Origin of the sequence: Nitratireductor aquimarinus (assembly GCF_017255295.1) — a bacterium.
In the GTDB taxonomy this organism is placed as follows: Bacteria; Pseudomonadota; Alphaproteobacteria; order Rhizobiales; family Rhizobiaceae; genus Nitratireductor; species Nitratireductor aquimarinus.
The window spans coordinates 172,309-195,011 of the sequence record NZ_JAFKDE010000010.1; the positions used below are offsets into that span (position 1 = coordinate 172,309).

Here is a 22,703-nt window from a genome sequence, read left to right on the forward strand (position 1 = left end):
CCGAGCGCGACTGCTTCCATCGCTCAAATCAGGGCGCATGCCGCGTTTTCAAGAGAAAGCCCCCGCGCATGGCGCGAGGGCTTGAGACCGTCGTCGGGCTTTGATCAGGCAGCGCGGACCCGGATCGGCAGGCCCTGGCGCACGGATGCGCCTGATACGGGCTCCAGCCAGGTGCCCAGCGTCTGCCGTGTCGGGTCGGCAAAGCCCAGATCGTTGATGTTGACGCCGGCCGCAATCCACGGATTGCCGGCCATGGTCCTGTCGTCGATCAGATGATCGCGCGCGCCCAGCTCCGTATGGCCGAAACTGTGCTCGATGCCGATCGTGCCGGGCATCACGCCATTGGTGACGATCGCCAGTCCGCGAATGGCGCCACCGGGGCTTTCCACCACGATCTCGTCACCATGGGCGACGCCGAGCGCCGCCGCATCCTCGCTGTTCACGAGCATGGGGTTGTAGGGCTTGATCATGCGCAGCCGCTCAAGCCCGATGGCATAGCTGTTCATCACGTTCGACTTGTAGGAGAAGGCGAGCATCGGCCATTCCTCCTCGGTGAAGTGATCGCGCATGGGGGAACCATCGGCCATGACCGGAGGCTGCAGCTTTGCCGTGCCGAACAGGCGCTTGCCGGTCATGCTGTCGACGCAGGTGCCCACATCCTCGTTCCAGACGCAGAGCTGGCGCTTCCACAGATTGCCGAGCGTATCCCCCTTGCGCGCGTCGGCGAAAGTCTGGAACCGGCCGCCACGCGAATAAAGATGCGCCACGGGGCCGCGCTCTTCTGCCGGCAGGGTGGCCTCGATGGCCGGCAGAAGGCGTTCTAGGCCCGAGAAGCGGATGTCTTCTTCGCTGGCGTCGGGAAGCGTCTCGCCGGTGAAGGCGATGTTGGCCGCCGCACGCAGGTAGAAGTCTTCCGCCCGGTTGAGCGGATGCTTGCCGCCATTGGCGTCGGTGATGGCTGCATCGCCAAAGCCCTTGAGGCCGAGACGCTTGGACAGTGCGATGAAGAAACTGTCCATGCTCACGGGCTCGCCGTCCTGCGTCTTCGCCTGACGTGGCTCGACGATGGGCCAGCAGGCCGTGGTCATCTTGGTCAAATTGCCCGACCAAGCGCCCGTGAAGCCCCAGACTTCATACATGACCGAATCCGGCACGATGTAGTCGGCATAGGTGTTGGTCTCGTTGATGAAACCATCCACGGCCACATAGAGCGGCAGCACTTTGGGATCGGCAAGCTTGTCGCGCAGCACGGCCTTGAGACCGGCCTGGCCGTACATCGGATTACACATGACGCCGATCATCGCCTTGATCGGGTAGGGATATCCTTCCACGGCTGCGGTGATGTGGTCGGTCAGGACCGGCGGCGCCAGCCGACGCCAGGGCGCACGGGCCGGGTAGGGGTTCTTGCCCTCGGCCTTGAGACGCTTGAACTCGCTCGTCTTCTCATAGGGGAAGCGCGAGCGCGACAGGAACACGCCCTTTGGCTTGCGCGCGCCTTCGAAGCCCGCGAGGTCATAGCGGGGGCCTCCGGCAGTGCCGTTGAAATTGCCGCCGCCATGGGCGTTGCCGCCGGTGTGGTTGATGTTGCCGAGAAGCACGTTGAGCAATTGCAGCGAGAAGGCTGCATAGAAACCGGCACCCGACATCATGCCGCCATGGCAGTCGACCACGGCGGTGCGGCCATGCTCGGCCAGCTTGTCGGCCATCTCCTGCATGCGCGCGACGGGGATGCCGCAGGTCTCGGACATTTCGTCCAGCGTGTGCGCTTCTGCCTCGTCACGAAGCAGACGCAGGCCGGTGCGCACCTCAATGGTGTTGCCATCCGCCAGCGTGACGGTCTCAGCGGCAAAGAGCGCTGCCTGATCGACGGCGTTGGCCGGCACGATCTGGCCATTGGCATCCACGACCATGGGCGCATCGTCCTCGCTACCGGCTTCCTTGAGGCCGAGATCGGACTCGCGCAGGAAAGCGCCGGCGCGCGGATGGTTCTCGTCGATGATAACCAGATGCGTCGCATTGCTGTTGGAAGGCTCACCGGCGGCTCTGGCGGCATCCGGGTTGGGGATCGCCAGATAGTCGGCCGCATAGCCTTCATTGTCGAACAGGAGCTTGATGAGCGCCATGCCGAGCGCGGCATCGGTGCCCGGCTTGACCGGCACCCAGTTGGCGCGTTTGCCGGCGGCGCGCGCGACCGAGGCGTTCAGCGCCGGATCCACGACCATGTATTCGAGCGAACCGTCGACACGCGCCTTGGACAGAAGCCGTCCCTGCCGCTTGAACGGGTTGCCTGCCTGCGATGGCGCGGTGCCGACGAACAGGCCGAACGTGGCCTTTTCATAGTCGGGTTTCACATGGGCGTTCTTGGCGAGATCGTTCATCATTGCGCCCGCACCCATGCGGAAGGCGAGGCCGCAATAGGAGCCGTGATGGCCATAATTGCGGGTGCCGAACGCCTTGTCGGAGAAACGGCGCAGAAGGGCTGAACGTCCATAGTCGGTGGCTTCCATGACCAGAAGCTGGTTGGTCATGGGGCCGTATTCGGGGTTTTCCGGGTCGAGCGGCGTCTCATAGTCGTTGATCGCGGCAAGTCCGTCCACCTGGCCTTCGCCGAACAGATCGCCGCCCTCGACGATTTCCTCGATGAGCTGCTCGAAGCTGATCGTCTCCCACTTTCCTTCGCCGCGCTTGCCGCTGCGCTTCAGACACGCGGTGACGCGCTGCGGGCTGGTCATCTGTGCGATCATGGCATTGCCGCGCGCGCAGGTGGTGGAGCGGTTGGCCCAGCCCTGATCGGCATAGGCGGTGGTGCGCAGGAGCGCATCCTTGACCGGCATGGTCTCGTCGGTGTGCACCTCCGAGGACAGCGGGTTGAACGGGTTGCCGATCGAGCGCAGCACCTCCTCGGTGTTGTTGTCGATGCGCACCCGCACGCCGCATTTGGTGGTGCAGCCATAGCAGACGGTGAAGGCGACGCGCTGGTCGGGATTGAGCTCCATCGCGCCGGTTTCAAGATCGACCCTGTATTCGGGATCGAGCGCATTGCCGTAGACGGGGTGGCGGGGTTTTTCGCCCGAGCTGCCGGTCAGGCCCTTGGCCATTCGGGTCAGCGGCTCGGAATAGCCGGCGACGAAAGTGGCTGCGCCGGCGGCGGCAACGCCACCCTTGAGCAGGTTGCGGCGGTTCTTATCCATGGCTGGGAACTCCCTTGGCGGAGATGTCGGTCTTTTCTGCGGGCGCATCGGCGGGGCCGTCGAGCGCCTGTTTCCACGGTACGAACATGTCGATGACGAGCAGGAGGGCGATCCAGAGCCCGAAGGTTCCGATCACGCCGAGCCAGCCGCTGGACCCCCAGCCAACCACATATTCGAGATAGCCGGCGGTCTGCTTTTGCACCGTCTGCACGTCCATCAGCACGTTCCAGCGGGCCATCCAGGCGAGATGCAGCGCCACCAGCCCGATGATCCAGCCCCAGATGCGCGCGCCGTTGCGCCATACGAGCAGGAAGCTGACAAGCGTCATGGATGCGCCGATGGAGAGGCTCCAGATGGCCGTGGATCGCCATTCGGCGCTGTGGCGCACCGACTGGATGGCGGCTGCGACGGAGCTGTCTTCCACGAAGATTCCCTCAAGCGCCCAGGCAAGGGCCACAAGCGCCGTCACCACCGCAGCGGCGACAACCACCATCAGCATGTTGCGGTCGGTGTCGGCGTCGCGCGCGCCGGTGAAACGGTTGAGAACGAGCACCAGACCGGCAGCGCCGATGAAGCCGGTGGCTGCGAAGAAGGGCAGGAGCCATTGCGTGTTCCACAGCGGACGACCTTTGAGGATGGCGACTTCGCTGCCGGTATAAATGGCAATGGCGAACGACATCACGGCGGCGAACAGCGCAAGTGCAACGACTGCGAAGCGCGGGGTCTGCCAGCCGCCAAGCGTGGCGATGCGGGCGATGAGGCCGGTCATGTCGTCACGCGTGCGCCAGGCCAGCATGGGCTCGCGCCAGACAAGCCAGGCGAGCGCTATGATCGCGAAGACGAAGGGCGGCAGCATGAGGCTGCCGATGGACATCCACGACCACGGCGTGAAGTAGGCATAAAAATGCCAGAACCGCAGCGGCTGATGCAGATCGGCCAGAAGCGCGATTGGGGCAACGATGGCGGTTGTCATCGCGCCAAGGAGCGCATAGCGCGCCGTCGCCTTCCAGCGGCGTGCGCCGAGAAGACCCGGTAGGGCCAGCCAGAGCGAGGCATAGGCCAGCGCAATCATGAAAAAGTACTGCACGGCCCATGGGTACCAGGCGATCTGGTAGCGTGGCGCGAGGATCTCAATGACCGCTGAATTCATAGTGCAACTCCTCATTGTCCGTGCCACGGATTTCCCAGATCGAGGCGAAGGCCTCGGGGCGGTCGACGAAGCGTTCATCCATGCCGAGATAGAAGACGTGCGGCAGCGTTCCCTTTTCGGGCTGCAGAACCTGCAATTCGTCCCGGTGCTCGGCGATCATGCGGGCAATGGTGCTTTCGGGATCGTTCAGATCGCCGATGATGCGCGCGCCGCCGACGCAGCTTTCAACACAGGCCGGCAGAAGACCGGCTTCCAGCCGGTGGGTGCAGAATGTGCACTTGTCGGCGGTCTGCGTCTTGTCGTTGATGAAGCGCGCATCATAGGGGCAGGCCTGTACGCAATAGGCGCAGCCGACGCAGCGTTCCGCATCGACGACGACGATGCCGTCTTCCTGCTGATAGGTGGCCTGCACCGGGCAGACCGGCACGCAGGGCGGGTTGTCGCAGTGATTGCACAGCCGTGGCAGGAAGAAGGTCGACATGTCGCCCGTCTCCGGATCGTCGACCTCATATTGAGACACGATGGTGCGGAACTTGCCCAGCGGCGCATCGTTTTCCAGATGGCACGAGACCGTGCAGGCCTGGCAACCGATGCAGCGGCGCAGGTCGATCAGCATGGCGTAGCGCTTTGTGGGATCACCGCCGCGACGCGGCGGCTGGTCGTTGATGGCGGCTTCCGCCACCGTGGCCAGTGGCACGAGGCTGGCGCCCGCGGCAAGCCGCGCGAGCTGCCCCATGAACATCCGTCTTGCAAGATCCATGTGACCTCCAATGAGTTTGGCTAGCCCGCGAATCTGCAGGCAGGCATTGCTACGAAAGTCGTAGCCCGGAGGTGCGAGGTGGAATTTGACCAGAGTCAAAATTCCAAAAATATCAATGAGTTATGCTTTTTAGCATGGGTGCGATGCATTTCTGCATGCCTTGCCGGCAATGGGAGCCGCGTAGCAGCGCTGCCCTGCCATTGCTGTCCGGCGGGGCTTCCCGTTTCGCGCGTGCCGGAGCGCGCAGGTTAGAGCATCGGCCTGAAAATCGGAATCGATTTTCGGAAAGCACGATGCGCAGATTCAATAGGTTAGAGCGTCCTTTGTGCATCCGAATGCACGGCGCTTTAGAAGAGCTGCAACCCCTTGAAGCTCACATGGCCGTTCTTGCCGATGATGATGTGATCATGCACGGCGATGCCGAGCGGCGTCGCGGTTTGCACGATGGTTTTGGTCATCTCGATATCGGCGCGTGACGGCGTCGGGTCGCCCGATGGGTGGTTGTGCACCAGCACCACGGCGCTCGCCGACAGTTCCAGCGCGCGCCGAACGAGTTCGCGCGGATAAACCGGCGTGTGATCGACCGTGCCGGTCTGCTGCACTTCGTCGGCAATGAGCTGATTCTTCTTGTCGAGGAACAGGACGCGAAACTGTTCTATCTGCTCATGCGCCATGGAGGCCATGCAATAGTCGATGACCTGTGACCAGGAGGTCAGCAGGTGGCGGCCGCGCAGTTCGGCTTTCAGCATGCGTCGGGCGAGGGTGGCGGCAATCTTGAGATCGCGCGCGGCAGCCTCGCCAATGCCTTCCACTTCCTGCAGAAGGCGCTCTGGCGCGCCGAGCACTTCGGGAAGCGAGCCGAAGCGCTCCAGAAGGGCCTTTGCCGGCCCCTTGGTGTCTGCGCGGGGAATGGAGCGGAAGAGGAAGAGTTCGAGAAGCTCGTAATCCAGAAGCGCTTCGCTTCCATTGTCGGCGAAGCGCTGCCGTAACCTGTCTCGATGGCCATGATAGTGCGGTTTTCGCGCTGGCTTTGCGCGTTCTATCTTTGTAGTCGGTCCGACTGGCCCTTCAGCAAAGAATGTGTGCTCGTCCTGCCTGCCCATAAGTGCCTCCCCCTTGCACCGCTCAAACAGGCGTGAGTCCGCAACGGACTGCACGCACCGGTAGAGCAGTTTAGGCGGAGAGGCCGGGGCGGTCGAGCCCTGCAGGCGAAAGGGTGAAGATTTCACAACCGGTTTCGGTGACGCCGATCGAGTGCTCATACTGAGCCGAAAGTGAGCGGTCGCGCGTCACAGCCGTCCAGCCATCCGAGAGCACCTTCACATGCGGACGACCCAGATTGATCATCGGCTCGATGGTGAAGATCATGCCCGGCCGCATCTCGACGCCTTCGCTCGGAGTGCCATAGTGCAGAATGTTCGGCGCGTCGTGGAACAGCTGTCCGAGGCCATGGCCGCAGAAATCGCGCACCACGGAGCAGCGCTCGCCTTCCGCATAGGACTGGATGGCGGCGCCGATTGCGCCGGTGCGTGCGCCAGGCTTTACGGCGGCGATGCCGCGCATGAGGCATTCATGCGTGACTTCGAGTAGCCGTTCGGCCGCGCGCTTGATCGTGCCGACCGGATACATGCGGCTCGAATCACCGTGCCAGCCGTCGAGAATGTAGGTGACGTCGATGTTCACGATGTCGCCTTCGCGCAGCGGCTTGTTGTCTGGAATGCCGTGGCAGACCACATGGTTGATCGAGGTGCAGGTGGACTTTGTGTAGCCGCGATAGTTGAGCGTCGCGGGAATGGCGCCATGGTCCATGCCGAACTCGAAGACGAAACGGTCGATCTCGTTGGTCGTCACGCCCGGCGCGACGCGATCCGCCAGCTCATCAAGGCAGCGCGCCGTGAGGTTGCAGGCCTTGCGCATGCCTTCAAAGCCCTCTTCGCCGTAAAGGCGGATCTGGCCGGTATTACGCATGGGGGCGGAGTCTGCTTCGAGATAGGTGACCATGGGGCTTTGGTTCGCTTGCGCTTTGTTCAATAATCGTTGTGCCGGATTTTGCGGCTTTTATCGCACGATGTCTATCAGACGATCCGGGCGGATGGCTTCAGGAGTGATTTGGCATTTGATGGCGTAAGCTTCAACCCCGGCGGCGCTGGCCTGCGCAAAAGCCGCAGCATAGGCGGGGTCCAGATCGCCACAGAGGCGGAAGCGGTCGCAGTCGCCGCGCTGCACCAGATAGATCATGATTGCGCGGTGGCCGGCGGCGCGCATGCCGATGAGCTCATGCAGGTGCCGCGCGCCGCGCTCCGTGACCGTGTCGGGGAACTCGGCCAGCCCCGGCTCGCGCATGAAGTGGACGTTCTTGACCTCCACATAGGCGCAGGCGCGGTCTGCGGCCTCCAGAAGCATGTCGATGCGCGAGCGCTCTCCGTAGCGTTGCTCGCGCTTCAGGACGGGGTAGGCGGCAAGATCGGAAACGAGGCCGGCGTGGATTGCTTCTTCGGCGAGCCTGTTGGGCAGGCCGGTGTTGATTCCGACCAGCGTGTCGTCCGCCTCCACGATCTCCAGGCGATGGGCGTATTTGCGCTTGGGGTCGTCGGAGCGGGAGAGAAAGACGCGTGACCCTTCAGCGGTCAGGCCCAGCATGGAGCCGGTGTTGGGCACCGAAACCGTTATCTGTGTCCCGTCCTCTAGGATGACATCGGCCAGGAAACGCTTGTAGCGGCGGATCAGCCGGGCTTCTATCAGGGGCTCTGGAAACTGCATTGCGGTCTTTCCGAAGGGAGAGTCTTTTCAGCGGGTTGCGTGGGCTTCTGCAAGCGCTGATTCAGGTGGACGGCTGGCCGTGGGCACTGATCGCTGCGCGCTTGCGGTAATAACGGCCGAGCACGAGCGGCGTCAGATACATGGGGATCTGATAGCAGCCGATAAAGAGCAGAAGTGAATCGGTGACGCTCGCAGGAAGCGCAGTGAGGAAGAGGCCGATATTGCGGTTGCCGGCGGCAATGCCCAGAGGCGCTGCAATGGCTTTGGAGCCGGAGCGTTCCAGCAGCGTGGTCACGGCGAGCTGGAGAAGAAAGTTCGCCGCGAAGGCAATGGCGAGGTTGAGGCCTACAAGAGCGGGGTCGATCAGCAGGGTTTCGCCAACGGCGGACATGAGCCCCACAACGACCACACCCATGAGAATCGCGGAAAGACCGTCGATCGAGCGTATGGCGCCGGGGCCGGGACTGCGTAACGCGAATCGGCGCAGCAGGAAGGCAGCAGAGACCGCCAGCGCGATAACGGCCAGCAGACGGCCTGCGGCCGCCAGAATCACGTCAGCGCTCCCCAGCGCGGGTGTGAGCCAGAATACGGGCAGAACGGTGAGCGGCAGGAGCGCGGTGCCGAGCGTCATGACCCGCATGACCGGTGCAGGATCGTTTCCCGTCATGATCGCCAGATGCGGGCTGCCGGAAACGGGCGCGGCTGCGGCCATGAGCACCAGAGCGGTGGGCAGGACGCCGGTCCAGCCGATGGCGAGGAAGAGGAGGGCGAAAACGAGCGGAAGCGCCAGCTGAAAGGCGAGCGTGGCGACGAGGGACTGCCGCAGGTCGCTCAATGCGCCGATGAGGGCTCTGGGGCCGACGCGCAGCGCTGCAAGAAAGAGCAGGCCGGCGATCATTTCCGCAATCCATGGCTTTGCGGCGTGTGCTGCTGCCGGAGAAGCGATTCCCGCCACAAGCCCGGCTATCAGAAAGAATCGCGCATGCGAGGCTGCAAAGCCGAGCGTATTCGAAATGGCGGTCAGTACGCCCTGCATTCTCCCCGCCTTTCTCCCAAGGTCTCGACGGTAGGCGACTGGCCATGTGTCGAAGACATCTGCATCCGACAAGTACGCGGACTGCGAGAGCGGGTCAAACCGAAGCATTCGGCTGACGTTTTACTATGTGCAATTTCGGGAAAGAAACTGGCACGCCCAACGGGACTCGAACCCGTGTTTCCGCCGTGAAAGGGCGGCGTCCTAGACCGCTAGACGATGGGCGCGCTCGAGAACGAGACGGCTTATAGTAAGCTTCGCTGCATGGGGCAACCCATCAATTGATGGAACATGCATTTTTTTCAAAATTATTTTCTGCGGCGGCAGCGCCAGTTCCAATCGCGCTCCGGACCGACGTCCACATGCACGGATTTCGTGTGGCAATAGGTGCCTACACCACCACGGCCCGGCATGGAGCGAACGAACTTGGCCAGCTCCCATTTGCTGACGCCGGAAATCTGGATGTCGGCTGCCGCGCAATACATATGCAGCGACTTGCGGGCGCCGCGGACGCGACGGTTGTAGTTGGGGCTGCGATAGCCGGAGGTGACGACGATTCGCTTGCCATAGTGGCGCTCAATGGCCTTGAGCATGCCAACGAGCGCTGGCTTCAGGCAGGCAGTGTCGACGCTTTCGCGCTGCTTGAGGAGGCCATTGGGCGCAAGGCGCGCCATGCCGGCCGCAGAGGCGACCTGATAGGCAGGCTCTTCTTCGTAGATATCTGCATCTGCATCATCGTCCGCGCCGGACTTGCTCGAGAATTCGAACAGGCTGTCACCCTGGCGCACGCCGGGAAGGGCCGCGCCGGTGCCGAGGGATGCCGTTACGGGCCGGCTCTCGGAGGTGGCGGCGAGAACCACTTTGGGTTTCTCTTCGGCCTTCTTTTGCGTCTTCTTCGGGTCGATGAGAGGGCGGGCCGCTCTTTCCGCAGCCTGGGCGGCCTTCGGTTCGCGAGCCGAGAAGAAGGCGGCAAGGAAAGTCTGTTTCTTGGCGGATGCTTCCGCCTCGGCTGCTGCGACGGCTTCTGCCTCCGCAGTTTCTGTTTCCGCCGGGCGCGCTGCAGGCTGGGGAACCTCTGCGGCGGCTGTCTGTGTCGTGGTTTCGGCAGCCTGTTGCGCTGCGGTCTCTACCGGCGCTGTCTCGCCGGCAGGGGGCTGCTCATTCGTCTGAGCGGTCTGTGTCTGGGGTCCCGGGGTAGAGGCTGCTGCCGTTTCTGAGCCGGGGCGCGCTGCCGGGAGTGGAACACTGCTGCCTTCAGCGGCATTCTCTTCGCCAGGTGCAGCGGCAATAAGGTCGCTGTCGCTGGCCTCAAACCCGTCTTCGCCGGCGCTCGCCTGCAAATCTGTCGGTGTCAGGCCGAACTGCGTTACCGGATCTGATGTGGTGGAGCATGAAGCAAGAAAAAGAGCGCAAAGAACGCTGGCAAGGCTCGCACGCCCGCAACTCATCAACTTCATACAGCGCTTTCCGCTCTCGTCCCCCAGCAACAGAAGTCTGCCCCCTCATATGAATTCACGAACCAAACAACCCATGCCCGGTTACGGGCATGCAGCCACCGTTTGTCTGCTAACGAATCTTGGTCCCCATGTGGATAACTATCATAGGCGTTAGAAAACAATTAAGGCAACAACATGTTAGCTTTTAAGCATAGGCCAGAGACCCGGCTCGGTGCGTAAAAGCTTCTTTCGTTCGGTTACAACGCGTGATCAAGGTTTTGGTCCTGATCCAAGGGCGTGATCAGGCGCGGGTGCGAACATAATCTCCGGGGGCGTCGGCCAGAGCTTTCTTGCCTTTTGCGGGTTTGCGCGCCTTTACCTCTTCATTGTCGAGGCCGGTGATCCATTCGTGCCATCTGGGCCACCAGGAGCCCGCGTTCTCCTTCGCCTGCGCCATCCAGTCGTCCAGTTCGCCTTCAGGCTTCGGTCCGCTCCAGAACTGGTATTTCTTCATCTCGGGCGGGTTGATCACGCCGGCGATGTGGCCGGACCCCGCGAGCACGAACTCCACCGGTCCGCCGAAGAAACGGCTTCCCAAAAAGACGGATTTCGCAGGCGCGATGTGATCCTCGCGGGTGGCGAGGTTGAAGATCGGTATGTCGACATCTTCCAGATGCAGCGTCCTGCCGCGCAGCACCGCGCGACCCTGCGAGAGATTGTTCTCCAGATAGCAGTTGCGCAGGTAATAGGAGTGGTTCGCCGCTGCGAGCCGGGTGGAATCGGAGTTCCAGTAGAGAAGGTCAAAGGGCAGGGGCGCCTGACCGCGCAGGTAGTTGTTAACCACATAGGGCCAGATCAGGTCGCCCGCGCGCAGCATGTTGAAGGCGGTGGCCATGCGTGTGGCGTCCAGAAAGCCGCGTTCACGCATTGCCGCGTCCAGAGCCTTTATCTGCTCTTCATCGACAAAGACCTTGAGATCGCCGGCAAAGGTGAAGTCCACCTGCGTCGTCAGGAAGGTTGCAGACGCGATGCGTTGCTCACCCTCTGCCGCCATCAGCGCGAGGCCTGCGGCAAGCAGCGTGCCGCCCACGCAATAGCCCATTGCGTTGACCTGCTTCTCGCCCGTTGCCTGTTCGATCGTGTCGAGCGCGAAGCGAATGCCCTCATCAATGTAATCACCCCAGTCCAGACAGGCGTGGCGCTCATCCGGGTTGATCCACGAGATGACAAACACCGTGTGGCCCTGTTCCACCGCCCAGCGGATGAAGGAGCGCTTGGGGTTGAGGTCGAGAATGTAGAACTTGTTGATCCATGGCGGCACGATGAGCAAGGGCCGCTTGAACGCTTTCTTGGTGGTCGGCTCGTATTGCAGCACTTCCACAAGCCGGTTGCGGGCGATGACCTTGCCCGGCGTGGTGGCGATGTTCTCGCCCACCTTGAACTTGGAGGCGTCGGACTGGCGCAGTTTCAGGTCGCCCTTGCCAGCGGCGATGTCCTCGGCGAGCATGCGCATGCCGCGCACGAGATTTTCGCCGTCGCTCGCCATGGTTTCACGGTAAAGCTCGGGATTGGTGAGCAGGAAGTTTGACGGCGAGAGGGCCTGGCTCATCTGCTCGACATAGAAGCGAGCCTTGTGGCGCGTCGCCTCATCCAGATTGTCGGCTCCATCAACCAGGTCGGCCGCCCAGCGCGCGGTAACCAGATAGGCCTGTTTCAGGAAGCTGAAAAAGGCGTTGCGGCCCCATTCGGGGTCCTGAAACCGCTTGTCCCTGTCGGATGCCGGCGCATAGTCGGCGATATTGTCTTCGCTCATGCGGCGGATCGCATTCGCCCAGATGCCCATGAACTCGCCAAAGAGCCGCGTCTGCGCCTCCAGTGCGCGCGCCGGATCGCTCAGCCAGTATTCACTGACGCGGGAGAACGTTTTGACCATGTCGGCGAGGGGCGCTGCGGAAATGTCGGTCGATTCGCCACTTTCGCGGGCCTGCCTCCAGGAGGCGGCCGCCTTGCCGAGCTCTTCGAGCGCCTGCGCCAGATTCTGCGCAAAACGCTGCGGATCTTTTGCGAAATACTGCTCTACCGTGCTGTCTGCTTGGTTTTCTGCGCCATTGGTCTGCTTTTCATGAGCCATGTTCTGCGCCTACAACCTAAACGCGCCTTTCAACGGGCGCGGTGTTAACATAATCTGACGGGAGGCTCCCCCTCTGCCATCATGCATGGTAGTGGCTTGAATCGGAAGAGAATATGAAAATCAAATCTCACGGCGGTTTTTTTCGCGCAGTCGCGCTTCTCGCTCCGGTGGTTGCGTTGCCGCCGATTCTGGGGGGGTGCATGAGCGCAAGCCTGGAGGATGCAGCGCCCGCCGCCGCCCTCCGCACGCCGCCAGTGGTTCCACAACCCGCCCCGCGCACGGCGGCAACGCCGTCGCAGAAGCCGACACCAGGTGCGCCCACACCGGGTGCAAATGTGACCGGCGCTTATCCTGACCTGAATGTGCCGCCGGCCTCGGCGACAGCGCCCATCGCGCCTTCGGAAAAGGATGCGCTGATGCGCGACCTGACAGCGACGCGGCAAAGGCTGGAGAACAGTGCGCCGGCAAATAATGCGGATACCGAGGCGCGCCGTCTGCGCAATCTGGCGAAAACCCATGCCGAGCGGCAGCTTCAGGAAATCGAAAAGACCGAGTAGGGACGGGGTTCCTGCTCTCGACCGTTGACGGGATTGGGTATATGAGGACCGGGCGCGGCATCGCGCATCCCGTTTTGAGGTACGATGATGGAAGAATTCCATAAGATCCGCCGGCTTCCGCCTTATGTTTTCGAACAGGTAAACCGCCTGAAAGCCAGCGCGCGAGCGCGCGGCGCGGACATCATCGATCTCGGAATGGGCAATCCCGACCTGCCGACGCCGCAGGCCATTGTCGACAAGCTGTGCGACGTGGTGCGCGATCCGCGCACGCATCGCTATTCTTCTTCGCGGGGCATTCCGGGATTGCGCCGTGCGCAGGCGGCTTATTATGAGCGCCGCTTTGGTGTGAAGCTTGATCCCGAGACCCAGATTGTCGCGACGCTTGGCTCGAAGGAAGGTTTTGCCAACATGGCCCAGGCGATCACCGCGCCGGGCGATGTGGTTCTTTGTCCGAACCCGACCTATCCGATCCATACATTCGGCTTCATCATGTCGGGCGGCGTCGTGCGCGCCATTCCCGCCGAGCCGGATGAGAATTTCATTCCCGCGCTTGAACGCGCGGTGCGCTATTCGACGCCAAAGCCGCTGGCGCTGATCCTCAACTATCCGTCAAATCCGACGGCCTGTATGGCGTCGCTCGATTTCTACAGGGACGTCGTTGCGTTCGCCCGCAAGAATGACCTCATCATTCTGTCGGATCTCGCCTATTCGGAAATCTATTTCGACGGCAACCCGCCGCCCTCCGTTCTCGAGGTTCCGGGGGCAATGGATGTGACGGTGGAGTTCACCTCCATGTCGAAGACCTTCTCCATGCCCGGCTGGCGCATGGGGTTTGCGGTCGGCAATGAGCGTCTGATCGCAGCGCTCTCGCGGGTGAAGTCCTATCTGGACTATGGCGCGTTCACGCCGATCCAGGTGGCTGCTGCCGCCGCGCTCAATTCCGATGGCTCCGAGATCGAAGAGGTGCGCGAGGTCTATCACCGCCGCCGCGATGTGCTCGTCGAGTCTTTTGGTCGCGCAGGCTGGGAGGTTCCGCCTCCGCCGGCCACCATGTTTGCCTGGGTGCCGATCCCCGAAGCCTATCGCGCGCTTGGCTCGCTTGAGTTTTCCAAGCTGCTGGTCGAGAAGGCGGAGGTGGCGGTCGCGCCGGGCATCGGTTTCGGCGAGTTTGGCGATCAGCATGTGCGCATTGCACTGGTGGAGAACGAGCACCGGATTCGCCAGGCGGCGCGCAGCATCAAGCGCTTCCTTGCAACGGCGCCCGAAAACACCGACAACGTCATCCCGCTCGGCGCCCGTCGCTGAGTCCCACTTACAGACTGTTCAAGAAGGAGCACGCCGCATCATGTCCGAAGCGTTGCGTATTGGAATTGCGGGTTTGGGAACCGTAGGAGCTTCTGTCGTGCGCTGCATGACGGAGAAGGAAGCGGAACTGACCAGGCAATGCGGACGCATGATGACGCTCACGGCTGTCTCGGCGCGCGACCGAACCCGTGACCGTGGCGTCGATCTCGGCAATGCAAAGTGGTTCGATGATCCGGTGGAGCTCGCCCGTTCCTCTGATATCGACGTGTTCGTCGAACTGATCGGCGGCGACAGCGGCCCCGCCTATGACGCGGTGAAGGCAGCGCTTGAGGCCGGCCATCACGTGGTGACCGCCAACAAGGCGCTTCTGTCCAAACATGGCGTGGCGCTCGCGACGATTGCCGAGGAAAAGGGCGTTCTCCTCAACTATGAGGCGGCGGTCGCTGGCGGCATTCCGGTCATCAAGACCATGCGCGAAGCGCTGGCCGGCAATGATGTGAGCCGCGTGTTCGGCATCATGAACGGAACGGCCAACTACATTCTGACGCGGATGGAAGAAGAGGGGCTTTCCTTTGAGGACTGCCTCGCAGAGGCTCAGCGTCTTGGTTATGCCGAAGCCGATCCGACCTTCGATATCGAGGGACACGACACGGCGCACAAGCTCTCGATCCTCACGAGCCTTGCCTTCGGCTGCCAGATTTCGGCTGACGACATCTACATGGAAGGCATTTCCAACATCAGCCAGGCCGATATTCGCGCCGCCAGCGAACTCGGCTACCGCATCAAGCTTCTGGGCGTCGCGCAGCGCACCGACAGCGGCATCGAGCAGCGCGTGCACCCGACCATGGTGCCCACGCAGTCCGTGATCGCTCAGGTGCACGGCGTCACCAATGCAGTGGCAATCGAGACCGATGTTCTGGGCGAGCTCCTGCTCTCCGGCCCCGGCGCCGGCGGCAATGCGACGGCCTCTGCCGTGATTGGCGACATGGCGGATATCGCCAAGAGCCGGCCCGGCTTCCAGCATGGCCCGGTCTTCGGGCGTCCGGCCGCGAAGCTGAAGCCTTACCAGCGTGCGCGCATGCGTGCGCATGAGGGCGGCTACTTCATCCGCATGACCGTGCATGACCGCGCCGGCGTGTTCGCAGCCATTGCCAAGCGTATGGCCGACAACGAGATTTCGCTGGAATCCATCGTTCAGCACGCCGATGGCGGTCTGCCGGAGGATCAGAAGAACGTGATTCTCGTGACCCATGAGACCACCGAGGAAGCCGTGCGCAAGGCGGTGGATGGTGTGATTGCGGACGGTCACATGGTCGACAAGCCCCAGGTTATCCGCATCGAGCGGGCAGCCTGACGCAGGTTTGGCGTCTGTCACATTTATTCAATCGATTCATGTTTTTGACGGGGCGGTGAGGGACTTGCCGTCCCGCGCCGTCTTTGTCACAAGAAGCCGGCCCGCTCATGGGGAGCGGAAGAACATCAGGATTTGAGTCAATGTTGAAAGCCTCGCAGGCGGGTCTCGACCGCATTCTCACGCTGGAACTCGTTCGTGTGACGGAGCGCGCGGCTGTGGCTGCAGCGCGGCTGCGCGGACGTGGTGACGAGAAGGCCGCCGATCAGGTGGCCGTCGACGCGATGCGCTCCGAACTCAACCGCCTGCCCATTCAGGGCACGGTGGTGATCGGCGAAGGCGAACGCGACGAAGCGCCGATGCTTTACATCGGTGAGGAAGTGGGCGTGGGCGAAGGCCCGGAAGTCGACATCGCGCTCGACCCGCTGGAAGGCACCACGATCTGCGCCAAGAACCTGCCGAACTCGCTGGCGGTGATCGCCATCGCAGAGCGCGGCAGCCTGCTTTATGCGCCCGACGTCTACATGGAAAAGATTGCCGTCGGCCCGGGCTATCCCGAGGGCGTTGTTGATCTCGATGCGCCAGCCGTGGAGAACATCGAAGCGCTGGCCAAGGCCAAGGGCGTTCCGGTCAATGAGATCACGGCCTGCATTCTCGATCGTCCGCGCCATGCGCGCCTGATCGAGGAAGTGCGCGGCACCGGCGCTGCAATTCGCCTTATCGGCGATGGCGACGTGGCCGGCGTGATCCACACGACCGACCCGGACGAAACCGGCATCGACATCTATCTGGGCATCGGTGGCGCGCCGGAAGGCGTTCTGGCGGCTGCCGCCCTGCGCTGCATCGGCGGCCAGATGCAGGGACGTCTGCAGCTCAACACCGAGGAAAAGGTGGCGCGCGCGGCCAAGATGGGCATTTCCGATCCCGCCAAGGTCTACCGCATGGACGAGATGGCCAAGGGCGACGTTCTGTTCGCTGCGACCGGCGTGACGGACGGCAACCTGCTTTCGGGCGTGAAGTTTGGCCGTGACCAGATCTCCACCCACACCATCGTCATGCGCTCTTCTTCGCAGACGGTGCGCGAGATCATCGCCCGCCACCAGGATCTGGACAAGTTTTAGAGCATCGGACCGAAAAGTGGGATCCGGTTTTCGGGTCATTCCGATGCTCCATCAATGATTTAGATCGTCCTTTGTGCGTCCTGATGGACGCACGGCGATCTAATGCATCGGACCGAAAAGTGGAGGGGCGGCTTTCGGGGCGCTCCGACGCTTGATCAATAGGTTTAGATCGTCCTTTGTGCGTCCGAGAGGACGCACAAATATCCAAGCGGGTTACGGCCCGCTTGCCTTTGTTCGGCCGCTGTGAAACGTAGGCGGTAATGACTGGCGAAAAACGGTATTTCCTTGATGTCCGGCACTCCGCACGCGGTCTTGCGTGGGAGCATCGGCTTGACCTGCGCGGCGAGAACGCTGCGCTGGCCATGGCGCAGACCCATGGCATTCCCGAAATCGTGGCGCGGGTTCTGGCCGGTCGCGGGGTGGATATCGACGATGCAGAGCGCTTCCTCGATCCCACCATTCGCGATCTCTTGCCGGATCCGGCAACGCTGACCGACATGGACAAGGCTGCCGAGCGGCTCGCGCATGCGGTGCGGCGCGGCGAGAAGGTGGCGATCTTCGGCGATTACGACGTCGATGGCGCTGTTTCCTCGGCCATGATGAAGCGCTTTCTCGGGCATTACGGCATCGACGCCGAGATCTATATTCCCGACCGCATTTTCGAGGGCTACGGCCCAAATCCCGACGCGATGCGCGACCTTGCGGGGCGTGCGAGCCTCATCGTCACCGTCGATTGCGGCGTCAACAGCGCCGCCGCCATCGCCGCCGCCAATGAGGCGGGTGCGGATGTGGTCGTGCTCGATCACCACCAGGTGGGCGGCGATCTGCCGGATGCGGTTGCTGTGGTGAACCCCAATCGCGAGGACGATCTTTCCGGCCAGGGGTTCCTGTGCGCTGCGGGCGTCGTGTTTCTGGCGCTTGTCCAGACCGCGAAGCATCTGCGTCAGGGCGGTGTCTCCAAGCCGCCGCCGAACCTGCTCGGCCTTCTTGATCTGGTGGCGCTGGGCACGGTCTGCGATGTGGTGCCGCTCGTTGGCGTCAACCGCGCTTTCGTGGTGAAAGGGCTTGTGGCCGCGCGCCAGATGAACACGCCGGGACTGGCTGCGCTGGCGCGGGTGTCGCGCATCGGCGAACCGCTCAACCCCTACCATCTGGGCTTCATGATCGGCCCGCGCATCAATGCGGGCGGGCGCATCGGCAATGCGGCGCTGGGCAGCAATCTGCTCGCCAGCGACGATCCGGCCGAGGCTGCCAAGATCGCCGAGACGCTCGACCGGTTGAACACCGAGCGGCAGGAAATGGAAACGGTGATGCTGGCCGAGGCGAAGGCGGAGGCCGATGCAGAACTGATTTCGGGCGAGGGGCCTGCGGTTCTGGTAACGGCAAGTGACCGCTGGCATCCGGGCATTGTCGGGCTGCTCGCCTCCCGTCTCAAGGATCACGCAAGGCGACCGACCTTCGCCATCGCCTTCGGTCCGAATGGCAAGGGCACGGGCTCCGGCCGCTCCATTCCCGGTTTCGATCTCGGCAAGATCGTGCGCGAGGCGGTGGCCGAGGGCATTCTGGTCAAGGGCGGCGGGCATGCGATGGCTGCCGGCATCACGGTTGAGCGCGAGAAGCTTGGGCCGCTGCGCGCCTTCTTCGAGGAGCGGGCGGCGAGTGCAGTGAAGCGGCTGCGCGACACCGAGAGCCTCAAGATCGATGCAGCGCTTTCTGCCGATGGCGCGAACCTTGCGCTGCTCGATGCACTGGAGACGGCCGGGCCTTTCGGGTCCGGGCATTCGACGCCGGTTCTGGCGCTGCCGCGCCACCGTCTGGCGGATGCGCGTGTGGTGGGCAATGGCCATATCCGCGCAGAACTGCGCTCACAGACCGGCGCGCGCATGGAGGCGATTGCTTTCCGTGCGGCGGAAACGGATCTCGGCAATTTCCTGTTTGGCAATCGCGGTGCGACCATTCACGTGGCGGGCACGCTGACGGCCAATCACTGGAATGGAAACAAGCGTATCCAGTTGCGGCTGCAGGATGCGGCCAGCGCCTGAGGGCTGCGCCTATCCAAGGACCGTGAGCAGGCGTTCGAGTTCGGTAAGCCGGGCCTGCGTGGTTTCGTAACCGATGGTGATCGCCTCGTCGGCGCGGTGAAATTCCGTCAGGCCGATATGGCCGAGCTTGGGCTGAAGCGACAGGTCGGGCGGGTCGCCGGCCATGCGCGCCCGTGAAATGCGATCCTGAATGATGTTGAACGCCTCGACCATGACGCCGGTGATGCCAAGGCGCTGATCGCGCTGCTGCGGCCCCTTGTCGACCACCAGAGACGCAGTCTCGCCTTCCTCGCTTTCCTGCGGCATGTCGGCGGAATGCTTGATGACGGCGGCGCGGCCAAACAGGTCGTAATGCAGGTTCACCGCCATGACCAGAGGCTGCTCATAGGCGCGGCAGGCGGAAACGGGAACCGGATTGACCAGCGCGCCGTCCACCAGAACGCGGCCATTGCAGGTGACGGGTTCGAAAACGCCGGGCAGCGCATAGGACGCACGCATGGCGGTGATCAGCGATCCTTTCGACAGCCAGATTTCATGACCGGTGCGGATTTCCGCCGCCACACAGACGAAGGGTTTGGCGAGGTCATCGAAGGTGACGTCCTGAAGGTGCTCCTGCATGCGGGCCGTCAGCTTCATGCCGCCGAACAGGCCGCTGCCGCCAAAATTGATGTCGAGCAGGCCGAAGATGCGGCGTTTGGTGAGGGACCGTGCGAATTCTTCCAGCTCATCAAGCTTGCCGGCCAGATAGCAGCCGCCGACCAGTGCACCGATGGAGGTTCCGGCAATCATGCCGACGGGGATCTGGGCTTCATCAAGGGCGCGGAGGACGCCGATATGCGCCCAGCCGCGGGCCGCGCCGCCGCCAAGAGCCAGGGCAATGCCGCCTTTTTCAGGCGCGGGCGCTGGATCAAGCGGGGGCGGTTCCGGCGAAATCACGTCGATTTCCCGGTTTTCCTGTTTCCTGCGTAGAGATGCCCAATCGAGCATGTTCATCTCCTCGTCCCCGGAAGCATCATGCCCGAGGACTGTATCGAATTGGTGAATATGCGTCGCTGTGGCGAACCGAATGGTTCAACGCTGCCTCACCGAGGAACGCGGCTACTACCCCTTCCCAGTAGATGGGCGCTCCCGAGGAGAAAGTCTACGCTTCGGGCGTTCAAGAAATCGAGACCGACTTTCGGTCAAGCATGTCCGTCTTTGTCGTCCAAAGGCTTCATGCCGAGGTCGACCAGAACCGGTTTGCCGTCGCGAATGCTCACATTGCGGTAGAAGCAGGTGCGGCGACCGGTGTGGCAGGTTGCGCCATCGCCGGCGACGCGTACGCTCAGATGCACCGCATCCTGATCGCAGTCGGTGGCGATGGAGACGATGTGCTGGACATTGCCGGAGGTCTCGCCCTTCTTCCACAATTTGCCGCGCGAGCGCGACCAGTAGTGGGCGATGCCGGTTTCAAGCGTCATGGCGAGAGACGTGGCGTTCATGTGCGCCACCATCAGAAGTGCATTGGTGTCGGCGTCCGTCACCACGGCCGTGATGAGGCCATTGGCATCGAAGCGCGGAGAAAAAGCCGCGCCCTCTTCGAGCGCGGCCTTGTCGGATGGGGCAGGGGGAAACGTGAGTGTGGTCATCAGCCGTGTTTGTCGCGCAGCATGGTCATGAAGCGCGCCTGTTCCTGAAGGTCTTCGCGATAGGCGCCGGTGAAGGTCGTCGTCAGCGTGACCGAACCCTGTTTGCGGATGCCGCGCATGGCCATGCACATGTGCTCGGCTTCCACGAGAACGGCAACGCCGCGCGGCTTCAGAACGTCCTGAATCACATGGGCAATCTGCGCCGTCATGGCCTCCTGCGTCTGCAGGCGGCGGGCGAAGATGTCGACCACGCGGGCGATCTTGGATAATCCGACCACCTTGCCGTCCGGCAGATAGGCGACATGCGCCTTGCCGATGATCGGCACCATGTGGTGTTCGCAATGGGAATGGAACGAGATGTCCTTGATGAGGACCATGTCGTTATAGCCCTGCACCTCCTCGAAGGTGCGGCCGAGTTCTTCGGCGGGACACTGGTCGTAGCCGGAGAACATTTCGCGATATGCCTTGGCGACGCGCTTGGGCGTCTCGATCAGGCCCTCACGGTTGATGTCGTCGCCTGTCCAGCGCAGCAGCGTGCGAACGGCGTTTTCGACCTCTTCCTGAGAGGGGCGATCAGTAACTGCTTTGTCCATATAGGAATTCTTCTCCGCAGTGGCTTCACCCTTATCGGCATGAGGCGGAAAGTTCTTGATAATGGCGTCCATAGAAGGCGTCTCCCGTAGTTCCTGTCTCAGCAGGAACGAGTTGAACGGTTCACGGCCTTATCCAGCGGGTATTGGAGAAAAATTCTCAGCCCGGCCCGACAGTGGCGTGCGCGAAACTGGAACCCGCAGCGGCATCATGCCTTGTCGCGGGCCCATAGCGATCATTATATAAGTGCCTTGAAGCAGAAGGAAAGATGCCGAAACGACTTTGATTTGTTTCGGCTGCGGCAGAGCGGGAAAACCATGCTGGACGATGTCTATAACGCAAAAATTCTTGGCTTTGCCGGCAATATTCAGCGGGTTGGACGGCTGGATAATCCCGACGCCACGGCAAAGGCGCACTCAAAGCTTTGCGGCTCCACCGTCATTGTCGATCTCAAGATGGATGGCGACACGGTCACAGACTTCGCGCATGAGGTGAAGGCCTGTGCGCTCGGTCAGGCATCGTCCTCGATCATGGCTGCCCATGTGGTGGGGGCGAAGGCGGATGAGCTGCGCCATGTGCGTGATGCGATGTACGCCATGCTCAAGGAAGAAGGCCCGCCGCCGGCCGGCCGCTTCGAGGACCTGAAATATCTGGAGCCGGTGCGCGGCTACAAGGCGCGTCATGCTTCAACGCTTCTCACCTTCGATGCGGTGGTGGATGCCATCGACCAGATCGAAAAGGCGCGCGCTGGCGCTGCCGCCTGATCATGGCTCAACCCATTCGCAGCCGCAACTGGCAGGGCCCCTGGCCGAAGACGCCCGGTCGCCTGTTCGGAACGGCTTTCGTGCGCCTCTACCAGCTCACCCTGTCGGGCTTCATCGGCAATTCCTGCCGGCATTTCCCAACCTGCTCGGAATACACCTATGAGGCGATTGCCCGGCATGGGCTGTGGTCGGGCGGCTGGATGGGACTTTTCCGCGTGGTGCGGTGCGGGCCGGGCGGCACGCATGGGATCGATCCGGTGCCCGATGTGCTGGAACAAGACCTGAAATGGTGGACGCCGTGGCGCTTCTGGCGGGTGGCGCGGCAGAAAGGCGAGCATTCATGACGGTGCCGATGGACTATCTTTACGCCAGCCGCGATTTCCGGCGTTTTCTCGATGCGGTGAAAAAGCAGTCCATGCGCGGTTCGCATAATCAGAGCTATGCGATGACGCGCGCCGTGCTGCACGTGTTTCGCAGCCACGTGCCGGTGAAGGACGCGCTGGCCTTTGCGGAAGTCCTGCCACCGCTCTTGCGGGTGATCTTCATTGAAGGCTGGGATGTTGAGGCGGAAGTCACTCCGTTTCCCGATCGTGAAACGCTGCACCGGGAGATGAAGGCCGTGCGGGAACCGCACAACACTGCGCCTGAAACCGCCATTGGAGATGTCGCCGCTGTCCTGCGTGCGGAGGTTGGCGAGGAGCGGCTGCGGCGGGTGCTTGGCGCCATGCCGATAGGGGCGGAAGACTACTGGCTGAAATAGCCGCGACACTACTGCCGCCGGTTTGCCCTTTACCTTCGCTGGCGAAATGCTTATTTCGGGCCCGCAAACCCAGAATGCCCAAACCACCCGCGCTCGTTGGCGGGACTGGATAAGGAGAAGACT

The 22,703-nt window shown here is 62.5% G+C and carries 20 protein-coding genes and 1 tRNA gene; 8 read left to right on the forward strand and 13 right to left on the reverse strand.

Annotation, left to right across the window (positions count from 1 at the left end):
* Window positions 1–104: 104 nt before the first annotated feature.
* The 10 genes from JYP46_RS18035 to JYP46_RS18080 form a co-directional block, all read right to left on the reverse strand.
* On the reverse strand, window positions 105–3,191 hold the full coding sequence (locus JYP46_RS18035; protein WP_206548885.1) for a molybdopterin dinucleotide binding domain-containing protein: 3,087 nt from the start codon (window positions 3,189–3,191) through the stop codon (window positions 105–107).
* On the reverse strand, window positions 3,184–4,341 hold the full coding sequence (nrfD, locus tag JYP46_RS18040; protein WP_206548886.1) for an NrfD/PsrC family molybdoenzyme membrane anchor subunit: 1,158 nt from the start codon (window positions 4,339–4,341) through the stop codon (window positions 3,184–3,186). Before nrfD ends, JYP46_RS18035 begins: the two co-directional genes overlap by 8 nt.
* Window positions 4,322–5,101 (reverse strand): sulfate reduction electron transfer complex DsrMKJOP subunit DsrO, encoded by a 780-nt coding sequence (dsrO, locus tag JYP46_RS18045; protein ID WP_113155460.1) that lies wholly within the window; start codon window positions 5,099–5,101, stop codon window positions 4,322–4,324. Before dsrO ends, nrfD begins: the two co-directional genes overlap by 20 nt.
* Before the next feature lie 347 nt (window positions 5,102–5,448).
* Window positions 5,449–6,204 (reverse strand): RadC family protein, encoded by a 756-nt coding sequence (radC, locus tag JYP46_RS18050; protein WP_206546353.1) that lies wholly within the window; start codon window positions 6,202–6,204, stop codon window positions 5,449–5,451.
* A gap of 70 nt (window positions 6,205–6,274) precedes the next feature.
* Complete coding sequence (gene map, locus JYP46_RS18055; protein WP_113155458.1) at window positions 6,275–7,102, reverse strand: type I methionyl aminopeptidase; 828 nt, start codon at window positions 7,100–7,102, stop codon at window positions 6,275–6,277.
* Window positions 7,103–7,159: 57 nt separating this feature from the next.
* Window positions 7,160–7,861 (reverse strand): DNA/RNA nuclease SfsA, encoded by a 702-nt coding sequence (sfsA, locus tag JYP46_RS18060; RefSeq protein ID WP_206548887.1) that lies wholly within the window; start codon window positions 7,859–7,861, stop codon window positions 7,160–7,162.
* Between the two features lie 61 nt (window positions 7,862–7,922).
* Entirely contained in the window at window positions 7,923–8,897 is a 975-nt protein-coding gene (locus JYP46_RS18065; RefSeq protein WP_210346632.1) for a hypothetical protein, read from the reverse strand.
* A gap of 148 nt (window positions 8,898–9,045) precedes the next feature.
* Window positions 9,046–9,121 (reverse strand) — tRNA-Glu (locus JYP46_RS18070).
* Window positions 9,122–9,202: 81 nt separating this feature from the next.
* Window positions 9,203–10,351 (reverse strand): YcbK family protein, encoded by a 1,149-nt coding sequence (locus JYP46_RS18075; RefSeq protein WP_206548888.1) that lies wholly within the window; start codon window positions 10,349–10,351, stop codon window positions 9,203–9,205.
* A gap of 280 nt (window positions 10,352–10,631) precedes the next feature.
* Entirely contained in the window at window positions 10,632–12,461 is a 1,830-nt protein-coding gene (locus JYP46_RS18080) for a PHA/PHB synthase family protein (protein WP_206546350.1), read from the reverse strand.
* 200 nt (window positions 12,462–12,661) lie between these two features.
* Between JYP46_RS18080 and JYP46_RS18085 the strand changes: the two genes are divergently transcribed.
* The 5 genes from JYP46_RS18085 (at window position 12,662) to recJ (ending at window position 18,837) form a co-directional block, all read left to right on the forward strand.
* Window positions 12,662–13,018: a hypothetical protein gene (locus JYP46_RS18085; RefSeq protein WP_206548889.1), complete on the forward strand. Its 357-nt coding sequence runs from the start codon at window positions 12,662–12,664 to the stop codon at window positions 13,016–13,018.
* 84 nt (window positions 13,019–13,102) lie between these two features.
* Window positions 13,103–14,323 carry an LL-diaminopimelate aminotransferase gene (locus JYP46_RS18090; RefSeq protein WP_206546348.1) on the forward strand — a complete coding sequence of 407 codons (1,221 nt, stop codon included), beginning with the start codon at window positions 13,103–13,105 and terminating at the stop codon, window positions 14,321–14,323.
* A 40-nt stretch (window positions 14,324–14,363) separates the two neighbouring features.
* Entirely contained in the window at window positions 14,364–15,677 is a 1,314-nt protein-coding gene (locus tag JYP46_RS18095) for a homoserine dehydrogenase (RefSeq protein ID WP_113155453.1), read from the forward strand.
* A 140-nt stretch (window positions 15,678–15,817) separates the two neighbouring features.
* Entirely contained in the window at window positions 15,818–16,795 is a 978-nt protein-coding gene (gene glpX, locus JYP46_RS18100) for a class II fructose-bisphosphatase (RefSeq protein WP_113155452.1), read from the forward strand.
* A 260-nt stretch (window positions 16,796–17,055) separates the two neighbouring features.
* On the forward strand, window positions 17,056–18,837 hold the full coding sequence (gene recJ, locus JYP46_RS18105; RefSeq protein ID WP_206548890.1) for a single-stranded-DNA-specific exonuclease RecJ: 1,782 nt from the start codon (window positions 17,056–17,058) through the stop codon (window positions 18,835–18,837).
* Between the two features lie 9 nt (window positions 18,838–18,846).
* Here the strand turns inward: recJ and JYP46_RS18110 are convergent, their stop codons facing one another.
* From JYP46_RS18110 to folE, 3 genes are all read right to left on the reverse strand, one after another.
* Window positions 18,847–19,830, reverse strand: coding sequence for a patatin-like phospholipase family protein (locus JYP46_RS18110; RefSeq protein ID WP_371685904.1), 984 nt, complete (start codon window positions 19,828–19,830; stop codon window positions 18,847–18,849).
* Window positions 19,831–20,018: 188 nt separating this feature from the next.
* Window positions 20,019–20,465 (reverse strand): phosphoribosyl-AMP cyclohydrolase, encoded by a 447-nt coding sequence (gene hisI / locus JYP46_RS18115; RefSeq protein ID WP_113155450.1) that lies wholly within the window; start codon window positions 20,463–20,465, stop codon window positions 20,019–20,021.
* Window positions 20,465–21,130 (reverse strand): GTP cyclohydrolase I FolE, encoded by a 666-nt coding sequence (gene folE, locus JYP46_RS18120; protein WP_113155449.1) that lies wholly within the window; start codon window positions 21,128–21,130, stop codon window positions 20,465–20,467. Before folE ends, hisI begins: the two co-directional genes overlap by 1 nt.
* Before the next feature lie 243 nt (window positions 21,131–21,373).
* On the opposite strand from folE, the gene JYP46_RS18125 reads away from it, so the two are divergent.
* From JYP46_RS18125 to JYP46_RS18135, 3 genes are read left to right on the forward strand one after another with little or no spacing between them, the layout of a single operon-like run.
* A complete protein-coding gene (locus JYP46_RS18125) occupies window positions 21,374–21,820 on the forward strand; it encodes an iron-sulfur cluster assembly scaffold protein (protein WP_113155448.1) in 447 nt (148 codons plus the stop codon).
* Between the two features lie 2 nt (window positions 21,821–21,822).
* Window positions 21,823–22,164, forward strand: coding sequence for a membrane protein insertion efficiency factor YidD (yidD, locus tag JYP46_RS18130; protein ID WP_113155447.1), 342 nt, complete (start codon window positions 21,823–21,825; stop codon window positions 22,162–22,164).
* A complete protein-coding gene (locus tag JYP46_RS18135; RefSeq protein ID WP_113155446.1) occupies window positions 22,161–22,580 on the forward strand; it encodes a DUF2267 domain-containing protein in 420 nt (139 codons plus the stop codon). The genes yidD and JYP46_RS18135 overlap by 4 nt, the downstream gene beginning before the upstream one ends.
* Window positions 22,581–22,703: the final 123 nt, after the last annotated feature.

Coding starts and splice junctions, on each gene's coding strand:
- JYP46_RS18035 (WP_206548885.1), bottom strand. CDS start 3,191: ATGGATAAGAACCGCCGCAACCTGCTCAAGGGTGGCGTTGCCGCCGCC.
- nrfD (WP_206548886.1), bottom strand. CDS start 4,341: ATGAATTCAGCGGTCATTGAGATCCTCGCGCCACGCTACCAGATCGCC.
- dsrO (WP_113155460.1), bottom strand. CDS start 5,101: ATGGATCTTGCAAGACGGATGTTCATGGGGCAGCTCGCGCGGCTTGCC.
- radC (WP_206546353.1), bottom strand. CDS start 6,204: ATGGGCAGGCAGGACGAGCACACATTCTTTGCTGAAGGGCCAGTCGGA.
- map (WP_113155458.1), bottom strand. CDS start 7,102: ATGGTCACCTATCTCGAAGCAGACTCCGCCCCCATGCGTAATACCGGC.
- sfsA (WP_206548887.1), bottom strand. CDS start 7,861: ATGCAGTTTCCAGAGCCCCTGATAGAAGCCCGGCTGATCCGCCGCTAC.
- JYP46_RS18065 (WP_210346632.1), bottom strand. CDS start 8,897: ATGCAGGGCGTACTGACCGCCATTTCGAATACGCTCGGCTTTGCAGCC.
- JYP46_RS18075 (WP_206548888.1), bottom strand. CDS start 10,351: ATGAAGTTGATGAGTTGCGGGCGTGCGAGCCTTGCCAGCGTTCTTTGC.
- JYP46_RS18080 (WP_206546350.1), bottom strand. CDS start 12,461: ATGGCTCATGAAAAGCAGACCAATGGCGCAGAAAACCAAGCAGACAGC.
- JYP46_RS18085 (WP_206548889.1), top strand. CDS start 12,662: ATGAGCGCAAGCCTGGAGGATGCAGCGCCCGCCGCCGCCCTCCGCACG.
- JYP46_RS18090 (WP_206546348.1), top strand. CDS start 13,103: ATGATGGAAGAATTCCATAAGATCCGCCGGCTTCCGCCTTATGTTTTC.
- JYP46_RS18095 (WP_113155453.1), top strand. CDS start 14,364: ATGTCCGAAGCGTTGCGTATTGGAATTGCGGGTTTGGGAACCGTAGGA.
- glpX (WP_113155452.1), top strand. CDS start 15,818: ATGTTGAAAGCCTCGCAGGCGGGTCTCGACCGCATTCTCACGCTGGAA.
- recJ (WP_206548890.1), top strand. CDS start 17,056: ATGACTGGCGAAAAACGGTATTTCCTTGATGTCCGGCACTCCGCACGC.
- JYP46_RS18110 (WP_371685904.1), bottom strand. CDS start 19,830: ATGAACATGCTCGATTGGGCATCTCTACGCAGGAAACAGGAAAACCGG.
- hisI (WP_113155450.1), bottom strand. CDS start 20,465: ATGACCACACTCACGTTTCCCCCTGCCCCATCCGACAAGGCCGCGCTC.
- folE (WP_113155449.1), bottom strand. CDS start 21,130: ATGGACGCCATTATCAAGAACTTTCCGCCTCATGCCGATAAGGGTGAA.
- JYP46_RS18125 (WP_113155448.1), top strand. CDS start 21,374: ATGCTGGACGATGTCTATAACGCAAAAATTCTTGGCTTTGCCGGCAAT.
- yidD (WP_113155447.1), top strand. CDS start 21,823: ATGGCTCAACCCATTCGCAGCCGCAACTGGCAGGGCCCCTGGCCGAAG.
- JYP46_RS18135 (WP_113155446.1), top strand. CDS start 22,161: ATGACGGTGCCGATGGACTATCTTTACGCCAGCCGCGATTTCCGGCGT.